At 72.8% G+C, this 20,345-nt stretch carries 19 protein-coding genes and 4 tRNA genes; 16 read left to right on the top strand and 7 right to left on the bottom strand.

The annotated features are described in order from the left end of the window. Nucleotides 1–116 precede the first annotated feature (116 nt). The 3 genes from CLV92_RS00110 to CLV92_RS00100 all read left to right on the top strand — a co-directional run bounded on the left by CLV92_RS00110 (nucleotide 117) and on the right by CLV92_RS00100 (nucleotide 2,260). Nucleotides 117–1,094, top strand: coding sequence for a TIGR01777 family oxidoreductase (locus CLV92_RS00110; protein ID WP_104430772.1), 978 nt, complete (start codon nucleotides 117–119; stop codon nucleotides 1,092–1,094). Nucleotides 1,095–1,338: 244 nt separating this feature from the next. Further along, nucleotides 1,339–1,503, top strand: a complete 165-nt coding sequence (locus CLV92_RS22115; protein ID WP_245886261.1) for an ANTAR domain-containing protein — start codon at nucleotides 1,339–1,341, stop codon at nucleotides 1,501–1,503. Between the two features lie 160 nt (nucleotides 1,504–1,663). After that, complete coding sequence (locus tag CLV92_RS00100) at nucleotides 1,664–2,260, top strand: hypothetical protein (protein WP_104430771.1); 597 nt, start codon at nucleotides 1,664–1,666, stop codon at nucleotides 2,258–2,260. A gap of 41 nt (nucleotides 2,261–2,301) precedes the next feature. Here the strand turns inward: CLV92_RS00100 and CLV92_RS00095 are convergent, their stop codons facing one another. Both CLV92_RS00095 and CLV92_RS00090 read right to left on the bottom strand, forming a co-directional pair. Then, nucleotides 2,302–2,658, bottom strand: coding sequence for a cupin domain-containing protein (locus tag CLV92_RS00095; RefSeq protein ID WP_104430770.1), 357 nt, complete (start codon nucleotides 2,656–2,658; stop codon nucleotides 2,302–2,304). An 82-nt stretch (nucleotides 2,659–2,740) separates the two neighbouring features. After that, nucleotides 2,741–5,131: an EAL domain-containing protein gene (locus CLV92_RS00090; protein ID WP_104430769.1), complete on the bottom strand. Its 2,391-nt coding sequence runs from the start codon at nucleotides 5,129–5,131 to the stop codon at nucleotides 2,741–2,743. A gap of 156 nt (nucleotides 5,132–5,287) precedes the next feature. Between CLV92_RS00090 and CLV92_RS00085 the strand changes: the two genes are divergently transcribed. The 7 genes from CLV92_RS00085 to CLV92_RS00060 all read left to right on the top strand — a co-directional run bounded on the left by CLV92_RS00085 (nucleotide 5,288) and on the right by CLV92_RS00060 (nucleotide 7,422). Further along, nucleotides 5,288–5,938: a class I SAM-dependent DNA methyltransferase gene (locus CLV92_RS00085; RefSeq protein WP_211290732.1), complete on the top strand. Its 651-nt coding sequence runs from the start codon at nucleotides 5,288–5,290 to the stop codon at nucleotides 5,936–5,938. Between the two features lie 85 nt (nucleotides 5,939–6,023). Beyond that, entirely contained in the window at nucleotides 6,024–6,167 is a 144-nt protein-coding gene (locus tag CLV92_RS21215; protein WP_158257079.1) for a hypothetical protein, read from the top strand. Nucleotides 6,168–6,257: 90 nt separating this feature from the next. Then, nucleotides 6,258–6,332: transfer RNA gene (locus CLV92_RS00080), tRNA-Pro, on the top strand. Between the two features lie 5 nt (nucleotides 6,333–6,337). Next, nucleotides 6,338–6,410 (top strand) — tRNA-Gly (locus CLV92_RS00075). A 123-nt stretch (nucleotides 6,411–6,533) separates the two neighbouring features. Then, complete coding sequence (locus CLV92_RS00070) at nucleotides 6,534–7,076, top strand: HNH endonuclease (RefSeq protein WP_245886259.1); 543 nt, start codon at nucleotides 6,534–6,536, stop codon at nucleotides 7,074–7,076. 110 nt (nucleotides 7,077–7,186) lie between these two features. Further along, nucleotides 7,187–7,263, top strand: a tRNA-His gene (locus CLV92_RS00065). Nucleotides 7,264–7,349: 86 nt separating this feature from the next. Beyond that, a tRNA-Arg gene (locus CLV92_RS00060) sits at nucleotides 7,350–7,422 on the top strand. Between the two features lie 212 nt (nucleotides 7,423–7,634). Here the strand turns inward: CLV92_RS00060 and CLV92_RS23170 are convergent. After that, on the bottom strand, nucleotides 7,635–8,792 hold the full coding sequence (locus tag CLV92_RS23170; protein WP_104430768.1) for a dioxygenase family protein: 1,158 nt from the start codon (nucleotides 8,790–8,792) through the stop codon (nucleotides 7,635–7,637). Between the two features lie 162 nt (nucleotides 8,793–8,954). Between CLV92_RS23170 and CLV92_RS00050 the strand changes: the two genes are divergently transcribed. Continuing rightward, nucleotides 8,955–9,686 carry a response regulator transcription factor gene (locus CLV92_RS00050; RefSeq protein WP_281256872.1) on the top strand — a complete coding sequence of 244 codons (732 nt, stop codon included), beginning with the start codon at nucleotides 8,955–8,957 and terminating at the stop codon, nucleotides 9,684–9,686. 44 nt (nucleotides 9,687–9,730) lie between these two features. Continuing rightward, the gene (locus CLV92_RS00045; RefSeq protein ID WP_104431212.1) at nucleotides 9,731–11,227 is read left to right on the top strand and encodes a sensor histidine kinase; all 1,497 of its coding nucleotides are present in this window, start codon (nucleotides 9,731–9,733) and stop codon (nucleotides 11,225–11,227) included. Nucleotides 11,228–11,300: 73 nt separating this feature from the next. On the opposite strand, the gene CLV92_RS00040 is transcribed toward CLV92_RS00045, so the two are convergent. Both CLV92_RS00040 and CLV92_RS00035 read right to left on the bottom strand, forming a co-directional pair. Beyond that, the gene (locus tag CLV92_RS00040) at nucleotides 11,301–11,966 is read right to left on the bottom strand and encodes a hypothetical protein (protein WP_104430766.1); all 666 of its coding nucleotides are present in this window, start codon (nucleotides 11,964–11,966) and stop codon (nucleotides 11,301–11,303) included. A gap of 141 nt (nucleotides 11,967–12,107) precedes the next feature. Then, nucleotides 12,108–14,873: a glycosyl hydrolase gene (locus CLV92_RS00035; RefSeq protein ID WP_104430765.1), complete on the bottom strand. Its 2,766-nt coding sequence runs from the start codon at nucleotides 14,871–14,873 to the stop codon at nucleotides 12,108–12,110. A 294-nt stretch (nucleotides 14,874–15,167) separates the two neighbouring features. On the opposite strand from CLV92_RS00035, the gene CLV92_RS00030 reads away from it, so the two are divergent. Together CLV92_RS00030 and CLV92_RS00025 are read left to right on the top strand one after the other, a co-directional pair. Beyond that, nucleotides 15,168–16,145, top strand: a complete 978-nt coding sequence (locus CLV92_RS00030; protein ID WP_211290731.1) for a LacI family DNA-binding transcriptional regulator — start codon at nucleotides 15,168–15,170, stop codon at nucleotides 16,143–16,145. 175 nt (nucleotides 16,146–16,320) lie between these two features. Beyond that, a complete protein-coding gene (locus tag CLV92_RS00025) occupies nucleotides 16,321–16,998 on the top strand; it encodes an HAD family hydrolase (RefSeq protein WP_104430763.1) in 678 nt (225 codons plus the stop codon). Between the two features lie 103 nt (nucleotides 16,999–17,101). Here CLV92_RS00025 and CLV92_RS00020 read toward each other — a convergent pair whose 3' ends face one another. Beyond that, complete coding sequence (locus CLV92_RS00020) at nucleotides 17,102–17,683, bottom strand: TetR/AcrR family transcriptional regulator (protein ID WP_158257078.1); 582 nt, start codon at nucleotides 17,681–17,683, stop codon at nucleotides 17,102–17,104. Between the two features lie 54 nt (nucleotides 17,684–17,737). Here CLV92_RS00020 and CLV92_RS00015 point away from each other — a divergent pair, with 54 nt between their 5' ends. Next, nucleotides 17,738–18,391, top strand: coding sequence for a pyridoxine/pyridoxamine 5'-phosphate oxidase (locus tag CLV92_RS00015; protein WP_104430761.1), 654 nt, complete (start codon nucleotides 17,738–17,740; stop codon nucleotides 18,389–18,391). After that, nucleotides 18,388–19,152 carry a maleylpyruvate isomerase family mycothiol-dependent enzyme gene (locus tag CLV92_RS00010; protein ID WP_158257077.1) on the top strand — a complete coding sequence of 255 codons (765 nt, stop codon included), beginning with the start codon at nucleotides 18,388–18,390 and terminating at the stop codon, nucleotides 19,150–19,152. The genes CLV92_RS00015 and CLV92_RS00010 overlap by 4 nt, the downstream gene beginning before the upstream one ends. Before the next feature lie 370 nt (nucleotides 19,153–19,522). On the opposite strand, the gene CLV92_RS00005 is transcribed toward CLV92_RS00010, so the two are convergent. Beyond that, nucleotides 19,523–20,071 carry a hypothetical protein gene (locus tag CLV92_RS00005; RefSeq protein ID WP_146099361.1) on the bottom strand — a complete coding sequence of 183 codons (549 nt, stop codon included), beginning with the start codon at nucleotides 20,069–20,071 and terminating at the stop codon, nucleotides 19,523–19,525. Nucleotides 20,072–20,345 lie beyond the last annotated feature (274 nt).

The raw sequence follows: 20,345 nt of genomic DNA, 5'->3' as shown, positions 1-20,345 counted from the left end.
CCGGACCGGGGCACCACCGGAGGGGGCGCGGGGACAGCGCCCCCTCCCGCGCCTGCCCGCCCCGGGACCGCCCGACCCTCCGGGAGCGGCGGGCCGCCACGTCCTAGGCTCCAGGGATGAAGGTCGTGATCCCGGGGGGAACGGGCCAGGTGGGCGGCGTGCTGCGCCGCGCACTGGTGGAGCGCGGCGACGAGGTCACGGTCCTCAGCCGCAAACCGGAGCAGCTGGAGGCCGGCGTCCGGCACGCGGTCTGGGACGGGCGGACGCTCGGGGCGTGGGCGGCGGAACTCGACGGCGCCGACGCCGTCGTGAACCTCGCCGGCCGCACGGTCAGCTGCCGCTACACCGACACCAACCTGCGCCAGATGATGGACTCCCGCGTGGACTCCACGCAGGTGGTGGGCGAGGCGATCGCGCAGGCGGATCGGCCACCGAGGGTGTGGCTGCAGATGAGCACGGCCACGATCTACGCCGACTCCCGAAGCCGAGGCGACGACCTGCCCCACGACGAGACGAACGGGATCATCGGCGGGGAGGAGCCCGACGTCCCCCTCTACTGGGAGTACAGCGTCCGCATCGCCCGCCGCTGGGAGGAGACCCAGGCGCAGGCCGACACCCCCGGCACCCGCCGCGTGGCCCTGCGTGCCGCGATGGTCATGACCCCCGACCGCGGCGGCATCTTCGACTACCTCTCCGGGATCGCCCGCCTCGGTCTCGGCGGGCCCGTCGCGGGCGGGCGCCAGTACGTCTCCTGGGTGCACGGCGAGGACTTCGTGCGGGCGGTGGAGTTCCTCCTGGAGCGCGACGACCTCGACGGCCCGTTCAACATCGCCGCTCCGGACCCGGTGCCGCAGGGTGAGCTGATGAAGTCCCTGCGCACCGCCTGGGGCCGTCGGGTCGGTCTGCCCGCCACCCGGCTGATGGCCGAGGTCGGTGCCCTGGCGCTGCGCACCGACACCGAACTGCTGCTGAAGAGCCGCCGGGTCGTGCCGGGCCGGCTCCTCGACGCAGGTTTCACCTTCACCCACCCCGCCTGGGACGCGGCGGCCCGGGACCTCGTCTCGCAGGCGCGCCGGCTCCGGCGCCAGGGGTGAGCGGGGCCGCCTCCGGCCGGTGAGGAGGCCCGATCCGGCGACCGGCCGGTGATGGATCCGCGGGACGCGTTCCTCGAACCCGGGCGCATCGTGCTGGGCGAACAGTCCGTCAGCGAAGTTCTGCGGCGCGTCGCGGAACTGGCGCAGGCCTGCGTCTTTCGGTCCCTGCCTGGACGCGGCGCAGTCGGGCCGCACCATCCGGATCGACGACACCGCCGCCCTCGCCGGTCAGCTGCAGCAGGCCATGCACTCCCGGGCGATCATCGACCAGGCGCAGGGTGTCCTCGTCGTCCAGTTCCGCTGCACTCCCGAGGACGCCTCCCCGCACCTGGTCGAGCTGTCGCAGCACAGCAACCGGAAGCTGAGGAACCCCGCCGCCGACGTCGTGGCAAGCGCCGTCCGCGGCTGAGACCCGCGGTGCGGTCGGTCCCGGCCCGCCCCGGGATTCGATCGTCTACCCCGCCTGCGACGAAAGTCGCTGATCCCGTTGCGGCGGAGGGATTCCGTGGTCGGCTCCAGGCGGCTCCGCTACGTTCGGACCCCGTCCACCGGCAGGCAGGGAGAACATCGTGGCATCCAGGAAGAAGGCGTCCGCTCTGCTCGTGGCGGGCTCGGCGTGCAGCATCGTCCTGACCTCCTGCCTCGGTGACACCCCTCCTCCGGACGAGATGCTGGGAGTCATGTACGACGCGGACCGTCAGCTGGTCGCCGTCGTCAAGGACTGCGACGAGATGCCCCCTGCCAGCGTGAGCCTCGAGAACCACCTGGAGGACGGGCGGCAGGACGAGACGAACATCCCGATCTGGGAGCCGTCCAGGCTCCCGGCCCAGGTCAGCACGTGGAGCCTCACAGACCCCGAGCGAGCCCGGTCCCAGGGGTGGGAGATGGTCCAGAGCTGGGACGGAACGCTCGACGACGAGCTCCACTACCAGCTCTACGTCGAGTCCTACGAGGACCCGGACGGCTCGTACGGGGACTGGACGATCACGGTCCTCGACTTCTCCCTCGCCGACCTGGAGGACCTGGAGCCCGGGCAGATCCTGTTCTCCGAACCGGAGGCGAGGTCCTTCACCGATCCGGACATGACGACGTGGCAGCAGGAGGCCGTGGTGACCTCCCACCGGGAGTTCCTCGAGCGGCCCTGTCCCGAGGATCCGCGGGAGTAGGGCGTCCGCGCGGATACGTGGCAGGGCCCTCCTCGTGGCGGTCAGCCGGGAACGCTCGACGGCCACCGGATCGTGATCGTGGTGGTCTCCTCCGTCGCCGAGGACTCCCACGTGTGCGACTCCCCGGGGTACCAGATGACGTAGTCGCCGGACCTCCGCAGCACGACCTCCCCCTCGCGGAACCTGATCCGCTGGCTGCCGCTCACGAGCACGCACAGCGACGTCTGCGGCTCGGGTTCCGTCCACTCGTCGTCCCGGGAACCGGGGGCCAGGCGCGCCCACTTCACCTCCACGTCACCCGTGGCGAGTTCCGGCGCGCGTCCGGCCTTGAAGTGCCCGACGAGCCAGCCCCCGTCCTCGGCGCCGTCGACGTCCGCGTTGCCCGCACACCAGGTCATGCCTGTGATCCTCGTGCCGCGCGAGGGCGCCGACCAGTCGGCGCGGTCCCGGCGGTTCCGGGGCCCGTCACGCCGGGCTCCCTCAGCGGGCTCGCGTCAGCAGGACGCCCGGGGACGGGCCGGCTCCGGAGGGGCTCGGCCCGGGCCACTGGGACCGCATCTGCTCCGGCCGGCCCGCCGGGGTGGGGTGCCCCAGCAGGTAGCCCTGGACGAGGTCGCACCCCAGGCCGCGCAGCAGGTCGTACTGGCCCTGCTCCTCGACACCCTCGGCGATCACCTTCAGCTCCAGCGCGTGCGCCATGGACACGATCGCGTCCACGATGCGCAGGTCGCGCGAGGACTGCCCGAGGCGGCTGACGAACGAGCGGTCGATCTTGACGACGTCCACCGGCAGGGTGCGCAGGGTCGACAGGCTGGAGTGGCCGGTTCCGAAGTCGTCCACCGCGATGCGGATGCCTGCCCGCCGCAACCGGGTGAGGGTCGAGCGGGCCGTCTCCGGGTCGGCCATCACCGCGGACTCGGTGATCTCCAGTCCCAGGGCGGTGCCGGGCAGTTCGGTGCGGGACAGCACGTCGGTGATCGTCTCGACGAACCGGTCGTCGGTGAGCTGGTGGGGCGAGACGTTCACCCACACGGTCAGCGCCTCCGCTGCCGCATGCTGCGTGCGCCAGTGCGCGAGCTGCTGGCAGGCGTCGGTGAGCACCCGGGAGCCCAAGTCGATGATCACGCCGCTGCTCTCGGCGACGGGGATGAAGTCGGCGGGGGAGACCGCGCCGGTGCCGGGGCGCGTCCAGCGCAGCAGGGCCTCGAACCCCATCACCTCCCCGGTCAGCGTGTCGATCTCCGGCTGGTAGTGCAGGTGGAACTCGTCGGTGTGCACCGCCTCGGCCAGGGCCAGGGTCAGCTCGAGGTGAGCCGCTGCGCGGGCCTGCATCGCCGCGTCGTAGACCTGCACCCGCGCCCGGCCGGCCTGCTTGGCGGCGTGCATGGCCATGTCCGCGTCGCGCAGGAGGACGTCCAGGTCCGCGGTGCCGCTGAGCGCAGTGGTGGTCAGGCCGGTGCTGGCGCTCAGGTGCATGACGTGGCCGGGGATCCGCACGGGCAGCACGAAGCAGCCGCCCACCCGCTCGGCGATCGTGTGCACGGCGTCGGGGGTGGCGTCGGCGAGGACGACGGTGAACGCGTCGCCGGCGAAGCGGCAGACGATGTCCTCGGGGCGCAGCGCGGAGTGCAACCCCTCCGCGGCTGCACGCAGGTAGGCGTCGCCGGCGGCGTGACCGACCGAGTCGTTGACGAGCTTGAAGTGGTCGACGTCGCAGAACAGCACCGCGTGCACGGTGCCGGGCTCGGGGGACCGGGCGAGCAGCGCCTTCGAGGCATCGAGGAAGGCGGCTCGGTTCAGCAGGCCGGTGACGGTGTCGCGCGTGGCCAGCCGGGTCAGCTCCCGGCGTCGCCGGTCCCGTTCGATGGCCACCCGGGCCAGGTCGCTGACGGCGGCGATCGCAGCCCCCTCCACCATGTCCAGCGGCCCGGCCTCGCGGCGGTAGAGGGCGAAGGTGCCCAGCACCGCCCCGTCGTCGCCGAGGACGGGGACCGAGGTGCAGGCCGCCAGGCCGTGCTCGGCGGCCAGGTCGCGGTAGTCGGCCCACAGCGGGTCGGTGGCGATGTCGTCGACGGCGACCACGTCACGGCGGTGCACGGCGGTTCCGCAGGAGCCGGTGTGCGGCCCGGCGTGCACCCCGTCGATGGCGTCGCGGTAGGCGGCGGGCAGGCTGGGCCCGGCACCGTCCCGCAACGTGACGCCGTCCGGGTCCAGCAGGAGGATCGAGCACAGGACGCGCCCCTCCAGCAGGGCCTCGACGTGCACCGCCAGGCGCTCCAGCACCTCCGGCAGCGGCCGACCCGAGGCGATCGCGTCCAGCACGTCGCGCTGCAGGCGCAGCATCCGGCTGTGGCGCCGGTGCGCCTCCTCGTGCCGGCGGGCGGCCAGCAGCGCCCGCACGAGCCGCGCCTGGGTCTGCAGCACCGCCTCGTCGGCTGCGCTGAACTCGCGCGGCCGGGTGTCGAACACGCTGAGGGCCCCCAGGGCGAAGCCGTCCTCGTCCACGAGGGGCACGCCCAGGAAGGAGCGGATCGCCCCGGCCTGCACCAGCGGATTGCGGGCGAAGACCGGGTCGGCGCTGGCGTCGGCCACGCACAGCGGTGCCTGCCCGGCGACCACGTAGGCGCAGAAGGACAGTTCGTCGGGCACGTTCGTGCCGGGCGCACCCACGCCCCGCTCGGCCGGGTAGCACTGGTGGTCGGTCCCCACCAGGTTGATCACCGCGATCGGCACGCCCAGCACCTCGGCCAGGTGTTCCACGACGCCGTCCAGGTCAGGGTCACCGGCGTGCCCGTGCAGTTGGTAGCTGCTCACCGCGGCCAGGCGGGCGATGTCGGCGACTGCTGCCCGCACATCCGTCAGCGTGCTCACCTCCGCACAGTCGGAGGGCGACGATCGCCGCGCGAGACGCCCCCCGCGCCCCGTCGGGCACGGTAACGGACATTCTACGCAGAGTCACGAGCTGCGCTTGGTGAGGATCGCCGCTCCATCGCCCCGCGAGCCCCCGAGTGCGTAGCGTGTGCGTTCGTGACCCCTCCTGACCACCGCCCGCAGACGCGGCAGGGGTACGACACCATCGCCGAGGACTTCGCCAGGCTGCTGCCGGGCCTCGACGCCGAGACCGCTCTCGACATCGCGATGATCGACGACTTCGCCGCCCGCTGTGCCGCCGCGCAGCTCGGCCCGGTCCTCGACGCCGGCTGCGGCACGGGGCGCGTCAGCGCCCACCTCGCCGCACGCGGTCTCGACGTCTCCGGCGTCGACCTCTCCCCGGGCATGGTCGACCTCGCCCGGCGCACCCGTCCGCACCTGCGCTTCGACGTCGGTGCCCTGGAGGATCTCCCCGCGACCGACGCGACCCTGGGTGGCCTGCTGGCCTGGTACTCCCTCATCCACACCACCCCGGACCGGCTGCCGGCCATCGTGGGCGAGTTCGCCCGGGTCCTCCGGCCGGGAGCCTGGCTGCTGACGGCCTTCCAGGCCGGCGACGGCCGGCGCGTGGAGATCACCAGCGCCTACGGGCACCCGGTGGAGCTGACCAACTACCGCCACGACCCGCAGCACCTGATCGTCGTGCTGGCCGAGGCCGGGTTCGACGTCCACGCCCACCTGCACCGCGGCGCCGAAGGCGTCGAGAGGACGCCGCAGTCCGTGCTGCTCGCCCGGCGACGAGCCTGAGGCGCTGGATGCACCGGGGGAGCTGCCGGGAGCCCGCCGGAGAAACCCGTTGCACGCTCCTGAGCCGCCAGGCATCCTCATGCCCATGACGACGACGAATTCCCGCAGCGAGCAGGCTCGGTGCCTGCCCGTCGCCGGCGGGCGCGCGTCGTACGGCCGGCTCCTGGAGTCGATGCCGAAGCCGCCGGCGCCGCGAGGGCGACGCGGCGACCACCCGTTCCGGCACTGATCTCCCCGCTGCTGCGTCAGCGTCCCCGCCCGGCTCCACGTCGGCGGGTGCGGGCGGTCGAAGGGGTGGGCGCCGGTCGTGCCGGCGGTTCGGGATGTCGGGGAGCCAGGTCACCCCACCTGCTTCGGGTGCAGGTCATCGCAGGTTCGAATCCTGCCGTCCCGACTCGTGCGTGAGGAGCTCGACTGGCTGAGCACCTGCCTTCCAAGCAGGCGATTGCGGGTTCGAATCCCGTCTCACGCTCTCGCCGGGCTCGTCCGGCTGGCACGACCGCCCCACGTGCGGCAGGTCAGCGGTTCGATCCCGCACCACGAGCAACACCCATCCGCCAGCACCGCCCACCACGACCGACAGGAGGTGATCCTCGTGGGTGCAGTTCTCGTCCTCAACGCCTGCGGCACCGTCCTGGCCACCGTCCAGTGGCAGCGGGCGGTCACCATGCTCCTCACCCTCGACGGCTCGGGCACGCCGCTCGCCGTCGTGCACGAGGCCGACCCCGAGCGCCTGGTGCGCTCCCCGTCCACGGCGGTGCCGTGGCCACGGGCCATTCGGCTGACCCGCTGGGTCCACGTGCGCTTCGCGCCGCCGCGCCCCGGCGCCGAGGGTGGCCTCGCCAGCCGGCGGGCCGTCCTCGAACGGGACCAGCACACCTGCATCTACTGCGGCGGGCGGGGCGAGACGATCGACCACATCGTGCCCCGCAGTCGCGGCGGGCAGGACTCCTGGGAGAACCAGGCCGCCTGCTGCGCCCCGTGCAACGCGGCCAAGGCCGACCGCACCCCGTCGGAGGCGAGGATGCGGCTGCGCTGGACGCCGTGGCGGCCGGACATCGCGGCCTCGGTGCAGCGGCGGATCTGGCGTGAGCTCGCCGCCGGTGAACTCACGGGCGTGCAGCAGACCTCCAGCTAGCGAGGGACACCGGCCACCCCCCGCCACGGGCCCCGGTGCGCTACCGACGGCCTGGCCCCACCGTTCTCGCAGAACGGGGCCACCCCCGTCCCGAGGGGACGGGGGTCACGGTGACGTAGGCGGAAGTGGTCGATGCGCCGGCTTGTGGAGCCGGAGACAACGAGTTCGAGTCTCGTACGTCACCCCAGCGTGGTGTCGAGCGACCGGTCGCTCAGCGGGCGCGAACCCGCGGCTTCGGCCCGCAGGTTCGCGCCCCGCCACCACGGCCATCCCGCCCCCGTAGCGCAGTGGACAGCGCGGCTGCCTCCGACGCGGCAGGTCGCAGGTTCGACTCCTGCCGGGGGCGCGCACGATCCGCACATCCACGTCACCGGAGGACGCCGGGGACGTGCACGGCCGACCGGCCCGACCGGCGCAGGCGCCCGCCTGAGGAGCGGGAGGTTCGGGGTTCGGCTCCCCGGCCGGCTACTGCTGCGACACGCTGTCGAGTTCTCTCCGTGCCCCCGCAGCCGACCCCCGCGACGTCGGCGGGGAGGCAGGCGCAGTGCTGCGGTGCGCTCATCGTGGATCCTCGACGGGGCCTCGTGGGCCCCAGTCCTGCATGGCCCGGTCCGGATTCCACGTCAAGCGCAGGTGCGCATCGCCCCAGGACGCGCTGTGCGGATCGCCGCCGCCGTACGGGGTCACTACCCGGGTGAGGCGCTCGGCTTCGAGGATGACGTAGTCGTGCTCGTGGGCGAGCAGCGTCGGGGCGCGCAGCGGGAGGAGCAGGTGACCGCCCCCGAGGCTGATCACCAGCGACCGTTCCCCGAGGTGTCTGCGGAACTGGATGAGAGGCAGGTGCGGAGGTCGATGACAACAGAGACCTGGTTGCCCACGGCGTCGACCCGAGCGCCGACGAGGGGCGGCTCCAGGAACAGGTCGGGGCCGGCGAAGACGTCGTCCGACCCAGGCGGAAGCCGGGCGGGCGGTGGGCGGGGGACCGTCGGGGGCAGCGCCCGACGGGGGCCGGCCGCCGGGAACCCCTGCACCCGCGGGACCTCCCGCGGGGGCCGAGCCGGCGGTGGGCGTAGTGGTCGTGTCGACCCCGACGGTGAGGGTGACGGCGTAGCCGCTGGTGACGTCTCCCGTGACGGTGCCCAGCTGACTGGCGCCGGCGTCGTTCCCGAAGACGTTGTCGCCGGACAGCGTGACCTCGGAGAGGGTGGCCACGGAGAGTCCGTACCCGCTGGTGGCGTAGACGGCCTCGCATACGTCCTCGGGCAGGGCGACCTGGGAGGTGGCGATGGCGCTGGTGGCGTCGGTGATGGAGTTCACGTCGGGGCAGACCTCGAAGTGGATGTGCGACCAGCGCCCGGAGTAGCAGGCGGGGAAGGTGCTGGTGAAGGTGTCGCTTCCCTTCGCGTCGGCGACCTGCACGCCGCGCAGGTGGTTCTCGTCCTCCCCTCCCTCGGAGTAGGGGGAGTAGTTCCCGTCACGGTCGCAGTGCCAGACGTAGACGGCGGCGCCCTCGAAGGGCACGTCGCCGCCGGCCATGTCGACGATGTGCAGCGTCAGGGTCATGGGGACGCCCTCGGTGGTGGTGGAGGTGCCCAAGGAGGGGCGGATGTCGCTGCGCACGACGCCGGACCGGTCGAGGATGTTCGCGCCGTTGAAGCCGCCACCGGGGTGGGGGCGCAGTTCCTCCTGCGGGGCGGCGCGGCTCGTCTCAGTCACACGGGCAGTGTCGGCGGCCCGCCCAGGAGCCGGATATCAGCTCGCTGTGCCCTCCCTGTGAGCACGCCGCTCGCCCCGGGGGTGCATGCGACGCGCCGCGCTCACAGCCGGTTCACAGGCGCTGCCCGTGCGGTGCTCAGCGGCACCGCCCATCCTGGTCCGGTGCGTGCCCCCCAGCTGACCCGCCCCGACGGCTCGCCCCTGCGGGTGCTCGTCGTGGACGACGAGGCGACCCTCAGCGAACTGCTGTCGATGACCCTGCGCTACGAGGGCTGGCAGGTGCAGACGGCCGGCACCGGGCTGGAGGCGGTGCGCCTGGCCCGCGGCTTCCGGCCCGACGCAGTGGTCCTGGACTGGATGCTGCCGGACGTCGACGGGCTGGAGGTGCTGCGCCGCCTGCGCGCCGACGACGCGGACGTGCCGGTGCTGTTCCTCACCGCCAAGGACGCCGTGGAGGACCGGGTGGCCGGGCTGACAGCGGGCGGCGACGACTACGTCACCAAGCCCTTCAGCCTGGAGGAGGTGGTGGCCCGCCTGCGCGGGTTGCTGCGGCGGGCGGGCATGGTCGCGGCCCGCTCGGAACCGGTGCTGGCGGTGGGGGACCTGCTGCTGGACGAGGACAGCCACGAAGTCACCCGCGCGGGGGTCGAGGTGAAGCTGACGGCCACGGAGTTCGAGCTGCTGCGCTTCCTGATGCGCAACCCGCGCCGGGTGCTGTCCAAGGCGCAGATCCTGGACCGGGTGTGGAACTACGACTTCGGCGGGCAGGCCAACATCGTGGAGCTGTACATCTCCTACCTGCGCCGCAAGGTCGACACCGGGCGCCCCCCGATGATCCACACGGTGCGCGGCGCGGGCTACGTGCTCAAGCCCGCCGAGCAGTCCGGCGCGTGAGGCTCCGCCGCCCGCGGTCGCTGCGGGCCCGGCTGATCCTCACGATGGTGGCGCTGCTGACCCTGGTGAGCTGCCTGATCGCCGCGGTCACAGCGCTGGCCCTGCAGCGCCAGCTCGTCCGCCAGGTCGACGAGCGCCTGGAGGTCGTCGCCGCCACGAGCCTGCGCGGCGCACCGGGGCGCGGCCCCGAGGCGGTGGGCGGTGGCCTCTGCGAGGAGGGGTCGCCGGTGGGCCAGCGGCGCCCGGGTCCCGCCTTCGGCACGCTCACCGCCTGCTTCCGCGACGGGGAGCTGGTGGCGGGCGGGGTCGTGGACCCGCGCGCCGACGGCTTCGTGCGGCCGTTGGGGGAGGGGGCCGCCACCGTCCTGCTTCCGGTGGTGCGCGGGGCCGGGTTCGAGTCGGGGGACGAGACTGCGGATCGCGGCGGTCGGGGCGGGCCGGGGCTGCCCGCGCAGACCGTCGAGCTGCCCGACGGTGGCTCCTACCGGGTGGTGGCGATGCCGGGCGAGCACGGCGCCACGTCGGTCGTCGGCCTGTCCCTGGGGGAGGTGGAGCGGGCCCTCGCCCGCATCCTGGCGGTGGAGGTGGTCCTCGTCGCCGCCTGCGTGGCGCTGGCGGCCGTCCTCGGCAGCCTGCTGGTGCGCCGGGAGCTGCAGCCGCTGACACGGGTGGCGGCGACGGCGAGGCGGGTGAGCGAGCTGCCGCTGCACGTCGGGGAGGTCGCCCTGCCCGAGCGGGTCCCGGCCTCCGACGCCGATCCGGACAGCGAGGTCGGCCGGGTCGCGGCGGCGCTGAACCGGATGCTCGACCACGTCGGCGCGGCGCTGAGCGCCCGGCACGCCTCCGAGCAGCGCGTGCGGCAGTTCGTCGCCGACGCCAGCCACGAGCTGCGCACGCCGCTGGCCGGCATCCGCGGCTACGCGGAGCTGACCCGCCGCCGCGACCCGGGGGCCGAACCCGTGCCGCGCGACGTCGCCCACGCCCTGCGCCGGGTGGAGGCGGAGGCGGTGCGCATGAGCGGGCTGGTGGAGGACCTGCTGCTGCTGGCCCGCCTCGACGCCGGACGGCCCCTGGCCCGGGAGGAGGTGGACCTGACGATGCTCCTGCTGGACGCCGTCAGCGACGCCCGCGTCGCCGGGCCGGACCACCGGTGGCGCCTGGACCTGCCGGAGGACGCGGTGACGGCGTGCGGGGACGCCGCGCGGCTGCACCAGGTGCTGGCCAACCTGCTCTCCAACGCCCGCACCCACACCCCGCCCGGCACCACCGTCACGACCCGGCTGAGCCGGCAGGACGGGCAGGTGGTGGTCGAGGTCGCCGACGACGGCCCCGGCATCGACGCCGCCGTCCTGCCCCACGTCTTCGAGCGCTTCGCCCGCGCCGATTCCTCCCGCTCCCGCGCCGCCGGATCCACCGGCCTGGGTCTGGCCATCGTGCAAGCGGTCGTGAGTGCCCACGGCGGGGACGTGACGCTGCGGAGCGGTTCCGGTGGCACCACCGTGCGGGCCCACCTCCCGGGGCCCGCGCAGCCTCCCAGGTGATCGTCGGACGCCTCGCGGAGACGACGGACAGCCGGCCTGCGGGCAGGCCGGCTGTCCCAGGGGCTGCGCCCCGTCAGGTGGTGCGCCAGGACGTGCCGGACGTCTGCGGGGTCGCCGTCTCCCCGTCGGCCGTGGGCTGCTCGTCCGAGCGCTGGCGGTGCACCCGCTCCACCGCTGCGGCGACCCGCTCCGGCAGGGCGGCGATCTTCTCGTCGGCCTGCTCCCGGGGCAGGCGCCCCTCCGTGACGGCCTGCTCGATGCGCTCGGTGCTCGCGGCGACCAGTGCATCGACGAGCTCGTCGACGGCGACACCCCGCTCCCCGGCGATCGCGGCCAGCGACGTGCCCTCGTGCAGGGCGGTGTGCAGCTCCTCCGCGCTCGTGCCGAGCACCTCCGCGGCCGCCGCGAGGTCCGCCCCGCCGCGCCCACCGAAGCCGCCGCGGCCACCGGGGCCGTGGTGGCGGCCGTGGCGCAGCGCCTCGCTGGACTCCAGGGTCTCGGCCACCGCGTCGGCCTGCTCCTGGGTGATCGTGCCGTCGGTGACGAGCCCCGCCAGCGCGTCCTTGATCGACTGCAGCCGGTCCACCAGGCCCGGCTCCGTGCTGCCCTGCCCGGCGGCGCCCTCCTCCGGCGTGGCGGCCACGGCCACCACCGGAGCCACCACCAGCGCCGTGCCCACCGCCCCCAGTCCGAGCACCCCGGCGGTCCCGGCGGCCACGATCCGCTTCGTGATCCTCATGCTGTCTCCCCGTCGTCGCGGCCCCGGGTCCCTCCTGGGGCCACCACGACGATCGACGGGCCGCCTGTGCGGAGGCTGTGACGAGCCTGTCCCGCCCCTTCGTGTTCCCGCGCGCGCGGCGGAACCGGAGGGACCTCGTGGTCAGCCGGAGAAGCTGAGCCAGTTGAGGTTGACGAAGTCGGCTGGCTGGCCGGAGCGGAAGTTGACGTAGACGGTCCGCTTGCCCGTGACGCCGGACACGCTCGCCGGCACTGTCCGCCAGCTCTGCCAGCCACCGGTGTTCGCCACCGAGGCGCTCCCCAGGAGGGGGCCGGTGGTCGAGTCGAGCCGCACCTCGACGGTCCCGCTGATGCCCGCGGCGGCACCGGAGGCGACGCGCAGGTTCACCGTCGTGGGTGCGGTGGTGCCGAAGTCGACGGCGTCGAACCGCAGCCAGTCGCCGTTGCCGATCCAGGCGACGTTCTCGCCGCCGCCGGTGTCGGTGGTGGCTTCGCGGCCGGTGCCGGACTGCGCGGTGGCGGCCTCGGCCTGGATCGTGGAGCGCGCCACGAATCCGCCGGTGCCGCCGCTGGTGGTGGCGGTCCGGCGAGGTTCGACCGTGAGCTTCGTGCCGTCGGAGAACGTGACCGTGCGGGTCGTGGCGGTGGGGTTGGACGCGACGTAGGTGCGCTTGCCGGCGTTGTTGAACACCGCGTACAGCGGGGTGTCGGCGGTGACGGAGATGTCGACCCGCCCGAGGGCGTTGAGGCTGCGGATCCAGTGGAAGGTGTGGGCCTTGGACTCGCCCTCCTCGGGGGTGTAGCCGGGGTCGCGGCGGAAGGCAGTGAGGGCGAGGTCGGGGCGCGAGAGGGCCTGGAAGGACCAGATGACGTCCTTCCACACCTGCGCCGGTCCGCCGTTGACCCGTTCCAGCTCGGCGATGTTGCGGTCGATGTAGGCGGGGTTGTGGCCGAGGTAGAGCGAACCACCGGTGATGGGGAGCATGTTGATGCCCTGGATCATCTCGGGCTCGGCGGTGAACCAGGTGGAGTAGGAGGCGCCGTCGCCCCACACCATGCCGACGGTGTCGTGGCCGAAGGCGGAGGGGAAGTTCTGGTTGCGGGAGTCGAACCAGTACTCGTGGATCGCGGCCGTCTGCGTCGTCCAGAGGAAGATGCCGGCATCGCGCATCGCCGTGTTCCCGGTCGCCTCCCCGAACTGGATGAGCCCGGCCGCGAAGTTCTGGCCCTCGGAGGAGGACTCCTGGTTGTTGCCGGACCCGAAGCCCGCGTGGCCGGAGGCCCAGTCGTGGCCCGCGTAGATGTCGAAGTCGCGCAGGAACGGGAAGCGCGCGTCCGCACGGTCGTAGTTGTTCGCGTCGCGCACCACGGTGTCCACCATGCCGCCGTAGCCCGAGCTCGCCGCCCAGGCGGGGTCGAACTTCGCCACGGTGGCTGCGGCGGCGACGAAGTACCCGTAGTGGAAGTGGTGGTCGTTCAGCTCCTGGTCGGATCCGTAGGAGGCGGGGAAGCCGATGAGCGTCTTCCAGTTCGGCTCGTAGGCGAAGAGCCGCTGCGTCTCGCCGGGGGAGGCGGTGAACCAGTCGGTCAGTCGCGCCTTCATGGCGGCGACCATGTGGTCGCGCACGTCGGTGCGCCCGACCTGGTGGGCGATCTCGGCGATGCGCGCGGCCCGGCCGAGGGCCTTGCCCTGCCAGTACGTGTCGGGGCCGAACCCGGCGAAGGGATCGCCGGTGGCGAACGGGTCGAGGTAGCTGTTGAGCGTTGCGGCGTCCGCGGAGGACATGCCGGCAGGCGGCAGCTCGGGCAGTACGCCGGTGTACTTCATCGCGGTGGTGAAGGACGTGACGCCGGTCAGGGTGCGCATCTGCCCGCGGGGCGAGACGTAGGCCGGGGTGGCGGCGGTGGTGCCGCTGAGGTGGCGCCACTGGTGCGGGTACAGCGCCACTGCGGTGCCGGTGGTGCTGCCCTCCAGAGCCTGCGTGGTGAAGGAGTACGTGGACCGCACCGTGCTGTTGGTGCCGTTGTAGGACCAGCTCACGCGGGTGCCGGTGACGTGGTTGTGGGCGTAGGGCGCCAGCCGCTGCAGGGCGGCGACCCGGTCGGCGTTGGTCGAGGCGGCGGTGGTGGGCAGGACGGCCACGGAGTAGTAGCCCTTGCCGCCGAGGCCGGAGGTGAGCTCGCCCGCCCCGACGTTCCACGCCGACCCGGTAGGCGCGAAGGCGACGTAGTCGTGCCCCCGGACGGTGAAGCCGACCGTGGAGCCGTTGTTGGACCAGACGGTGGGCGTGCCGGCCAGGCCGATGCGGGCGTTGCCGCCGGTGACGCGCGCGTAGACGAAGGGCAGGCCGTGACCGATGGTCGCCCGCAGCGTGCGGGTGCCGTCCGACCAGTAGGGGCTCACCGTCCAGTCGCTCCAGCCGTCGACCTTGGTGTCGCGGGAGTTCAACCCCGCCACGCCGACGGTGAGGTCGGTGGTGTGGGTGTAGTGGAACTCGCTCACCCCGTCGGCCGTGCCGGTGATGCTGGGGGTGGTGGTGTAGGAGACGTCGAGACCGCCGGCGACGGCGTCGAAGGACATCGGGTGGGCGGCCAGCGGCTGGGAGTAGGCGCAGTCCGTGCGCTTGAACAGCAGCGAGGACCACCAGTCGTTGGTCGGCACGGGGCCGGCCGGGGCGTTGGCGGTGACGAACTGGCGGGGGTTGCTCGTCAGGTTGCCGCACGTGGAGGTGGGGCCGCTGGCGTCGGCGGGCAGGGTGTCGGCATAGCTGCCGCGCCCGACGGTCGCGGCGCTGGCGCCGCTGACCGGGACGGCGGCGAGGCCGGCCGCGCCGAGGGAGAGGGCGAGGGCCGCGAAGGCGGTCCGGTGTGCGGCGCGGTGCCACGCGACGGTGCGTGTGAGGGACACGTGTCCTCCGGAGTGGGATGTCGGCGCGCAGCGATGCCGGCGCTCGTGAAAGCGCAATCATGGAGATGCTGCAACGGATGTGTCAATGGGGCGGCCTCCGGGTGTCGAGAGTGCTAACGCGCTGGGTCCGCGCGTCCCGTCCGGTGCCTGCGCGTCCCCTGGGGAACTGGGAGGCGATCACCGCCCCACGACGGCCGCCGGGGTGGCTAGCATGAGGTCCCGGCCAGGGGAGGGGGCGACGTGCGACGGCGGTTGCGTCCGAGCCCCCACGGGAAGGCGCCCACCCTGCAGACCGTGGCCCTGGAGGCCGGCGTGTCACCCGCCACCGTCTCCAGGGTGATCAACTCCTCTGCCCGGGTGTCCGAGGAGCACCGCGAGGCGGTCCAGGCGGCCATCGCGCGCCTCGGCTACGTCCCCAACCAGTCGGCCCGCGGCCTGGTCACCCGCAGGACCAGCGCGCTCGCTCTCGTCGTGCGCGAAACCCTCTCCTTCGGCGTCAGCGACCCCTACGTCAGCGCCACCATGATCGCCGCGAGTCAATCCCTCATCGGCACCGGCATCCACCTGGTGGTCCTCGCAGCGCGCGACGACGCGGAGCAGCAATCGGTTGCCGACTACGTCGTCTCCGGGCACTTCGACGGTGTCCTGCTCGTCTCGGTGCACGACGGGGACCCGCTGCCCGAGCGGCTCCTGCATGCCGGCGTTCCCTTCGTCTTCTGCGGCGCGTCCGCGGTCGTCCTGCCCGGGGTCTGTTCCGTGGACTGCGACAACCCCGGCGGTGGGCGCCTGGTCGCCGAGAGGTTCCTCGCGGCGGGCCGGCGCCGCGTCGTCGCCATCGGTGGTCCGACCGACATGCCCGCCAGCGCCGGCCGGATCGCGGGCTTGCAGGCCGGGCTGGAGGCTGGGGGTGCGCAGCTGCTCGACCTGGCGCACGGGGCGTGGACGCGCACCTCGGGAGAGCAGGCGATGCACGAACTGCTGCTTCGCCAGCCGGATCTCGACGCGGTGTTCGTCGCCAGCGACGCCATGGCTGTGGGGGCGCTGCGGGCGCTGGCCAAGGCCGAGCGCAGGGTGCCCCGGGACGTCGCGGTGATCGGCTTCGACGACGTCGAGCTCGCCGAATACGCCGCTCCACCCCTGACGACCGTGCGTCAACCCATCGCCGAGCAGGCGCAGCGAGCCGTCGAAGCCCTCCTGCACCAGCTGCGGACGGGGGAACCGGCCGCCCCGGTGGTGCTGCCGACGGAGCTCGTGCTCCGCGTCTCCGCCTGAGCGGGCGCAGCCCTGTCCGGCCCGCTGTCGTCATCAGCTCGCTGATGGCTGTCCGGCGCCCGGTGCCCGGTGCGCCCGAACACCACCCCGCTCGCCGGGCGGCTCCGCTCCCCCCGTCGCCTCGCGGTCCCTTCCGAAGCGCATCGGTCGATGCTCGAGCACCTAGGATCCGGGCGTGTACCGCGCGGTCTTGCTGGATGTCTACGGAACGCTGGTGCGCGACGACGATGATCTGCTGACCGAGGTCTGCGTGCGAGTGGCGCGGGTGGCTGGTGGAGTGGATTCGGTGCTGGTGGAGCGGGAGTGGTACGACCGCATCTGCCGAGCAGCCGATGAGTCGTACGGTGCCGGTTTCCGCTCCCTGAACGATCTCAACGTCAGCAGCCTCGCGGAGACGGCAGCGCACTTCGGGGCGCGCGTCGACGCGGAGGTCCTGTGCGCGGAGCAGATGGCCTTCTGGTCGCGCCCTCCGCTGTTCGCCGACGCGCCGCCCTTCCTGGCCGCGTTGCAGGTTCCGGTGTGCCTGGTCTCCGACGTCGACCGCACCGACCTCGACGCGCTGCTGGCCCTGCACGGCATCACCGTGGACGCGCTGGTCAGCAGTCAGGACGCCCGCGCGTACAAGCCCCGTCCCGAGCCGTTCCGGCTGGCCCTGGCGCAGCTCGGCCTGGACGCCGCCGAGGTCGTCCACGTCGGCGACTCCCCGTCCTCCGACGTCGCGGGTGCGGCGGCGCTGGGCATCGACACCGCGTGGATCAACCGCGTTGGCCGTCCCCTCCCGCCGCGGCTGGATCCCACCTACGTCGCCGCGTCGCTGGCTGAGCTGCTTGCGGTGCTGGGCCCGGGGTCGTGAGGGGTCATCCGGGTCTTCGGGCCTGCGGGTGGAGAGATGCGTCCCCATGCCGCTTGGTGGGTCTCTCGGGTCCGCGGACGGCAACCGGTCGAGCGGCCGCCACCTACGTGCCCGAGGCGGTGGCGCTGCTCAGCAGGTGCACGAGGCCTCGGACTGCCCGCTGCATGTGCGCGTCGTCGCCGGTGGCCCGGGCGAGGACGTAGCCGCCCTGGAGGGTGGCTACCACGGTGTCAGCGAGGTCGTCGACGTCGCCGACGTCCTGCCCTTGTTCGCGGGCCCGCTGCAGTGTGCGGCGCACCTGAGCGTGCAGTTCGGTGAAGTAGTGCCGCAGCGGCTCGGTGAGCTCGGGAGTGCTCATGACGGCGTGGTCGCTGGTGTGCCGGCCGATCTTGCAGCCCTTGCCCCCTTCGCGCGGGCGCAGCACGTAGGCCTGAAGGGCTGCAAGTGCCGGGCCTGGCGCCTCGAGATCGGCCACGGCCTGCTGCAGGCTGCGCTCGACGACCTCCTCCAGAGCTGATCGGGCCAGGGCAGTCTTGGAGGCGAAGTGGTGGTAGTAGCTGCCCTGCCCGACTCCACTGCGTTCCCAGACCACTCGGGGGGTCGTGCCACTGACGCCGCGCTCCCACAGCAGCTCCGCGGTGGCATCCAGCAGGCGACGGCGGCTGTCACTGGCGTCCTTCGGCACGACGCCATCCTGCCACACCTCCATACCTACCCGCAGGTATGGCAAGCTCGCGGTGTGACCTCCCTGCGTCAGACGCTGCGATCACTACCGGTGTTCGACCGGTCTCTGCCGACCTTCGACACTTCCGATGCGCCCGAGGAGCCGGTGGCGTTGTGCCTCGACTGGCTGCGCCACGCCATCGGCGCCGACGTGCCCGAGCCGCATGCGGTCACGCTCAGCACGGTCGACGCGCACGGTGCCCCGGATGCGCGGGTGCTGATCCTCAAGGACGTGGATGTGACCGGCTGGTACTTCGCTTCCAGTGCGGACAGCGCCAAGGGGGTCCAGCTGGCGCAGCAGCCGAAGGCCGCGCTGAGCAGTTACTGGCCGCTGCTGGGGCGCCAGATCCGCGTACGGGGCGTGGTCAGCGACGCCGGATCCGAGGCGGCCGGCGCGGACTTCCTCGCCCGCTCCCTCGATGCGCGGGCCGAGGCGCTGCTGGGACGACAGAGCCAGGTCCGCCCTGACGGTGAGGACGCTGCAGCGCAACTGGCCGCGGCGCGCCGGCGTCTGGAGGCCGCCCCGGACTCGGTGGCCTCCTCGTGGCGGCTGTACGTCCTGCAGCCACGGGAGGTGGAGTTCTGGCAGGCAGCGGTGACCCGTCGCCACACCCGCTTGCGCTACCGCAGTGAAGGTGGGGCATGGGTGCGGCAGGAGTTGTGGGCATGACGCACGCGGATCCTCCGACCGCCACATCGAACGGCGGGCTCTTCTCGGCGGACCCGCGTCGCCTGCCGCCCGTTGCGGTGCTGCGCTCCGACGTGGAGGCCGTCCACCGCACCCTGACCCGCGTGATCGTTGATCTGCGTGAGGAGGACGTGCGTCGGGAGACGGCTCTTCCGGGCTGGACCCGGGCCCACCTGCTGCGTCACCTCGCTGATCTGGCGCAGGCCTTCACCCGCCAGGTCCAGTGCGCCCGGGCCGGCCGGCGCATCGCGGTCTACGACGGTGGACGCGCCGGCCGTGACGCCTCCATCACCGCAGGCGCCGCCCTTCCAGCCCAGCGGCTCGTCGCCGATGCCGTCGTTGCGCTGCAGCACCTCGAGACGGCCTTCGGCCAGGTCGGCGACGAGGAGTGGGCACTTCCCTGCAGCTACCGCGACGGCACTCTGCACGATGTCCTGCTGGCGTGGTGGCGCGAGGTGCACATCCACGGCAGCGACCTCGACCTGCCCACGATGACCACCGAACAGTGGCCCCCGGCCCTGTGCTGGCACCTGCTCGCCCACCTCGGCCCGCGCCTACCCCAGGGCCGGCGGGTGACGCTGAAACCCGACGGCACGGCCGGACACGTCACAAGCGGCGTCGGCCCCACCGTCCGCATCCGAGGACGACTCCAGGACCTCGCGGTATGGCTCAGCGGACGTCGGCCGCCGCACCAACCCACTGCCGTACCCGCTCCACTGCCCGACCTGGGACTGTGGCCGTGACGTGCCCTGCGTCGGAACGCCAGTCCGGCACTTCTGGCGCAGGCGCCGCCGACGCTGTCGGGAGCCACGCGGTGCTCCACCGCCGTCTGCAGCGAGGAGCATCCGGCCCCTCGCTACGCGCGAAGCTCGCCACCCGGGCTTCGGGCACGCCGCACATCGTGACGCACCACAACCCTGTCTTGAGTCAAGATCGTGGCACGGTCGGTTGTGACGAATCCTGCACTACGGCACTGACGCGACGGCATTCCGCACTCAGTGGGGTCGGGCGTCTGCTCGTGCAGCTATCCGCGCCGGATGATGACTGCAGCCCGCGGTCTCTCCGTTGTGGTGACGCTTCACCACAACGGAGAAGCCGTAACCTGCCCCGACCTCAGGACCCAGGGGTGACCGGTGGCAGGGCTGTGATCCTCAGGTCGTCCGGGCGGGCGGGCTGCAGGGTGCGGGCGAGTGGGATGAGGTCCTGGTAGCCCTTCTCCACGTAGCCGAACATCTGCGCGTAGATCCCCGGTTCCGGCTGCCAGTCCACGAAGCCGGGCTCTGCGCCGTTGCTGCCGGCATTGGCGAGCTGGCCGTTGATGTCGACGAGCTCGCCTTCGGCATCCACCTCGAGTGGCCCGGTGCTGGCGTTGGCCTGCCAGGGGATGCCGTCATCGGTGATGGACACGTCGAAGATCGGTTCCTCGCCACCGCCGTCGTGGACGCCGTAGAGGGCTCTGAAGGTCAGGAACGGTGGCTCTGGCGGTGCGGGCAGGTCCACCGACTCCATCGTGGACAGCAGCTCGCTGACGCTCCGGGCGTCACCGTTGGCTTCGATCGTCTCGGCGACGCGCTGGACGGTGGCTGCGTCGAGATCGGAGGCGGTGACAACCCACTTGCCCGTGTCGGAGGTCCAGGACTGCACCACGCCCCAGGGGCTCACCCAGCGACGGGCCGTGACCTTCCCGACCTTGACTTCGCGTACCCCGTCCTCTGTCTGGCTGGGGTCGGGCAGGCCGATGGCGTGCGGACCCCAGACGGTCAGGGCAGCTTCGAGGGGTCTGCTGCATGATCCGGTGACACCGACGCTGGCTTGCCCGAGAGGCAGCCTGGGAGGATGTTGCTGTGCCCAAGCCTTACCCCCGCGAGTTCCGCGATGACGTCGTGCGGGTCGCTCGCAACCGTGATCCGGACGTGACGCTGGAGCAGGTCGCCGC

The organism is Kineococcus xinjiangensis (assembly GCF_002934625.1).
GTDB classification, from domain to species: Bacteria; Actinomycetota; Actinomycetes; order Actinomycetales; family Kineococcaceae; genus Kineococcus_A; species Kineococcus_A xinjiangensis.
Note: the sequence above shows the minus strand (reverse complement) of the source record. Positions and strands in the feature narration are given on the sequence as shown.

What these genes read in the sequence shown, in the direction of transcription:
- CLV92_RS00110 (WP_104430772.1), top strand. Translation starts at nt 117, where the DNA reads ATGAAGGTCGTGATCCCGGGGGGAACGGGCCAGGTGGGCGGCGTGCTG.
- CLV92_RS22115 (WP_245886261.1), top strand. Translation starts at nt 1,339, where the DNA reads ATGCACTCCCGGGCGATCATCGACCAGGCGCAGGGTGTCCTCGTCGTC.
- CLV92_RS00095 (WP_104430770.1), bottom strand. Translation starts at nt 2,658, where the DNA reads ATGACCTGGTGTGCGGGCAACGCGGACGTCGACGGCGCCGAGGACGGG.
- CLV92_RS21215 (WP_158257079.1), top strand. Translation starts at nt 6,024, where the DNA reads ATGACGACGACGAATTCCCGCAGCGAGCAGGCTCGGTGCCTGCCCGTC.
- CLV92_RS00010 (WP_158257077.1), top strand. Translation starts at nt 18,388, where the DNA reads ATGACGCACGCGGATCCTCCGACCGCCACATCGAACGGCGGGCTCTTC.
- CLV92_RS00040 (WP_104430766.1), bottom strand. Translation starts at nt 11,966, where the DNA reads ATGAGGATCACGAAGCGGATCGTGGCCGCCGGGACCGCCGGGGTGCTC.
- CLV92_RS00045 (WP_104431212.1), top strand. Translation starts at nt 9,731, where the DNA reads ATGGTGGCGCTGCTGACCCTGGTGAGCTGCCTGATCGCCGCGGTCACA.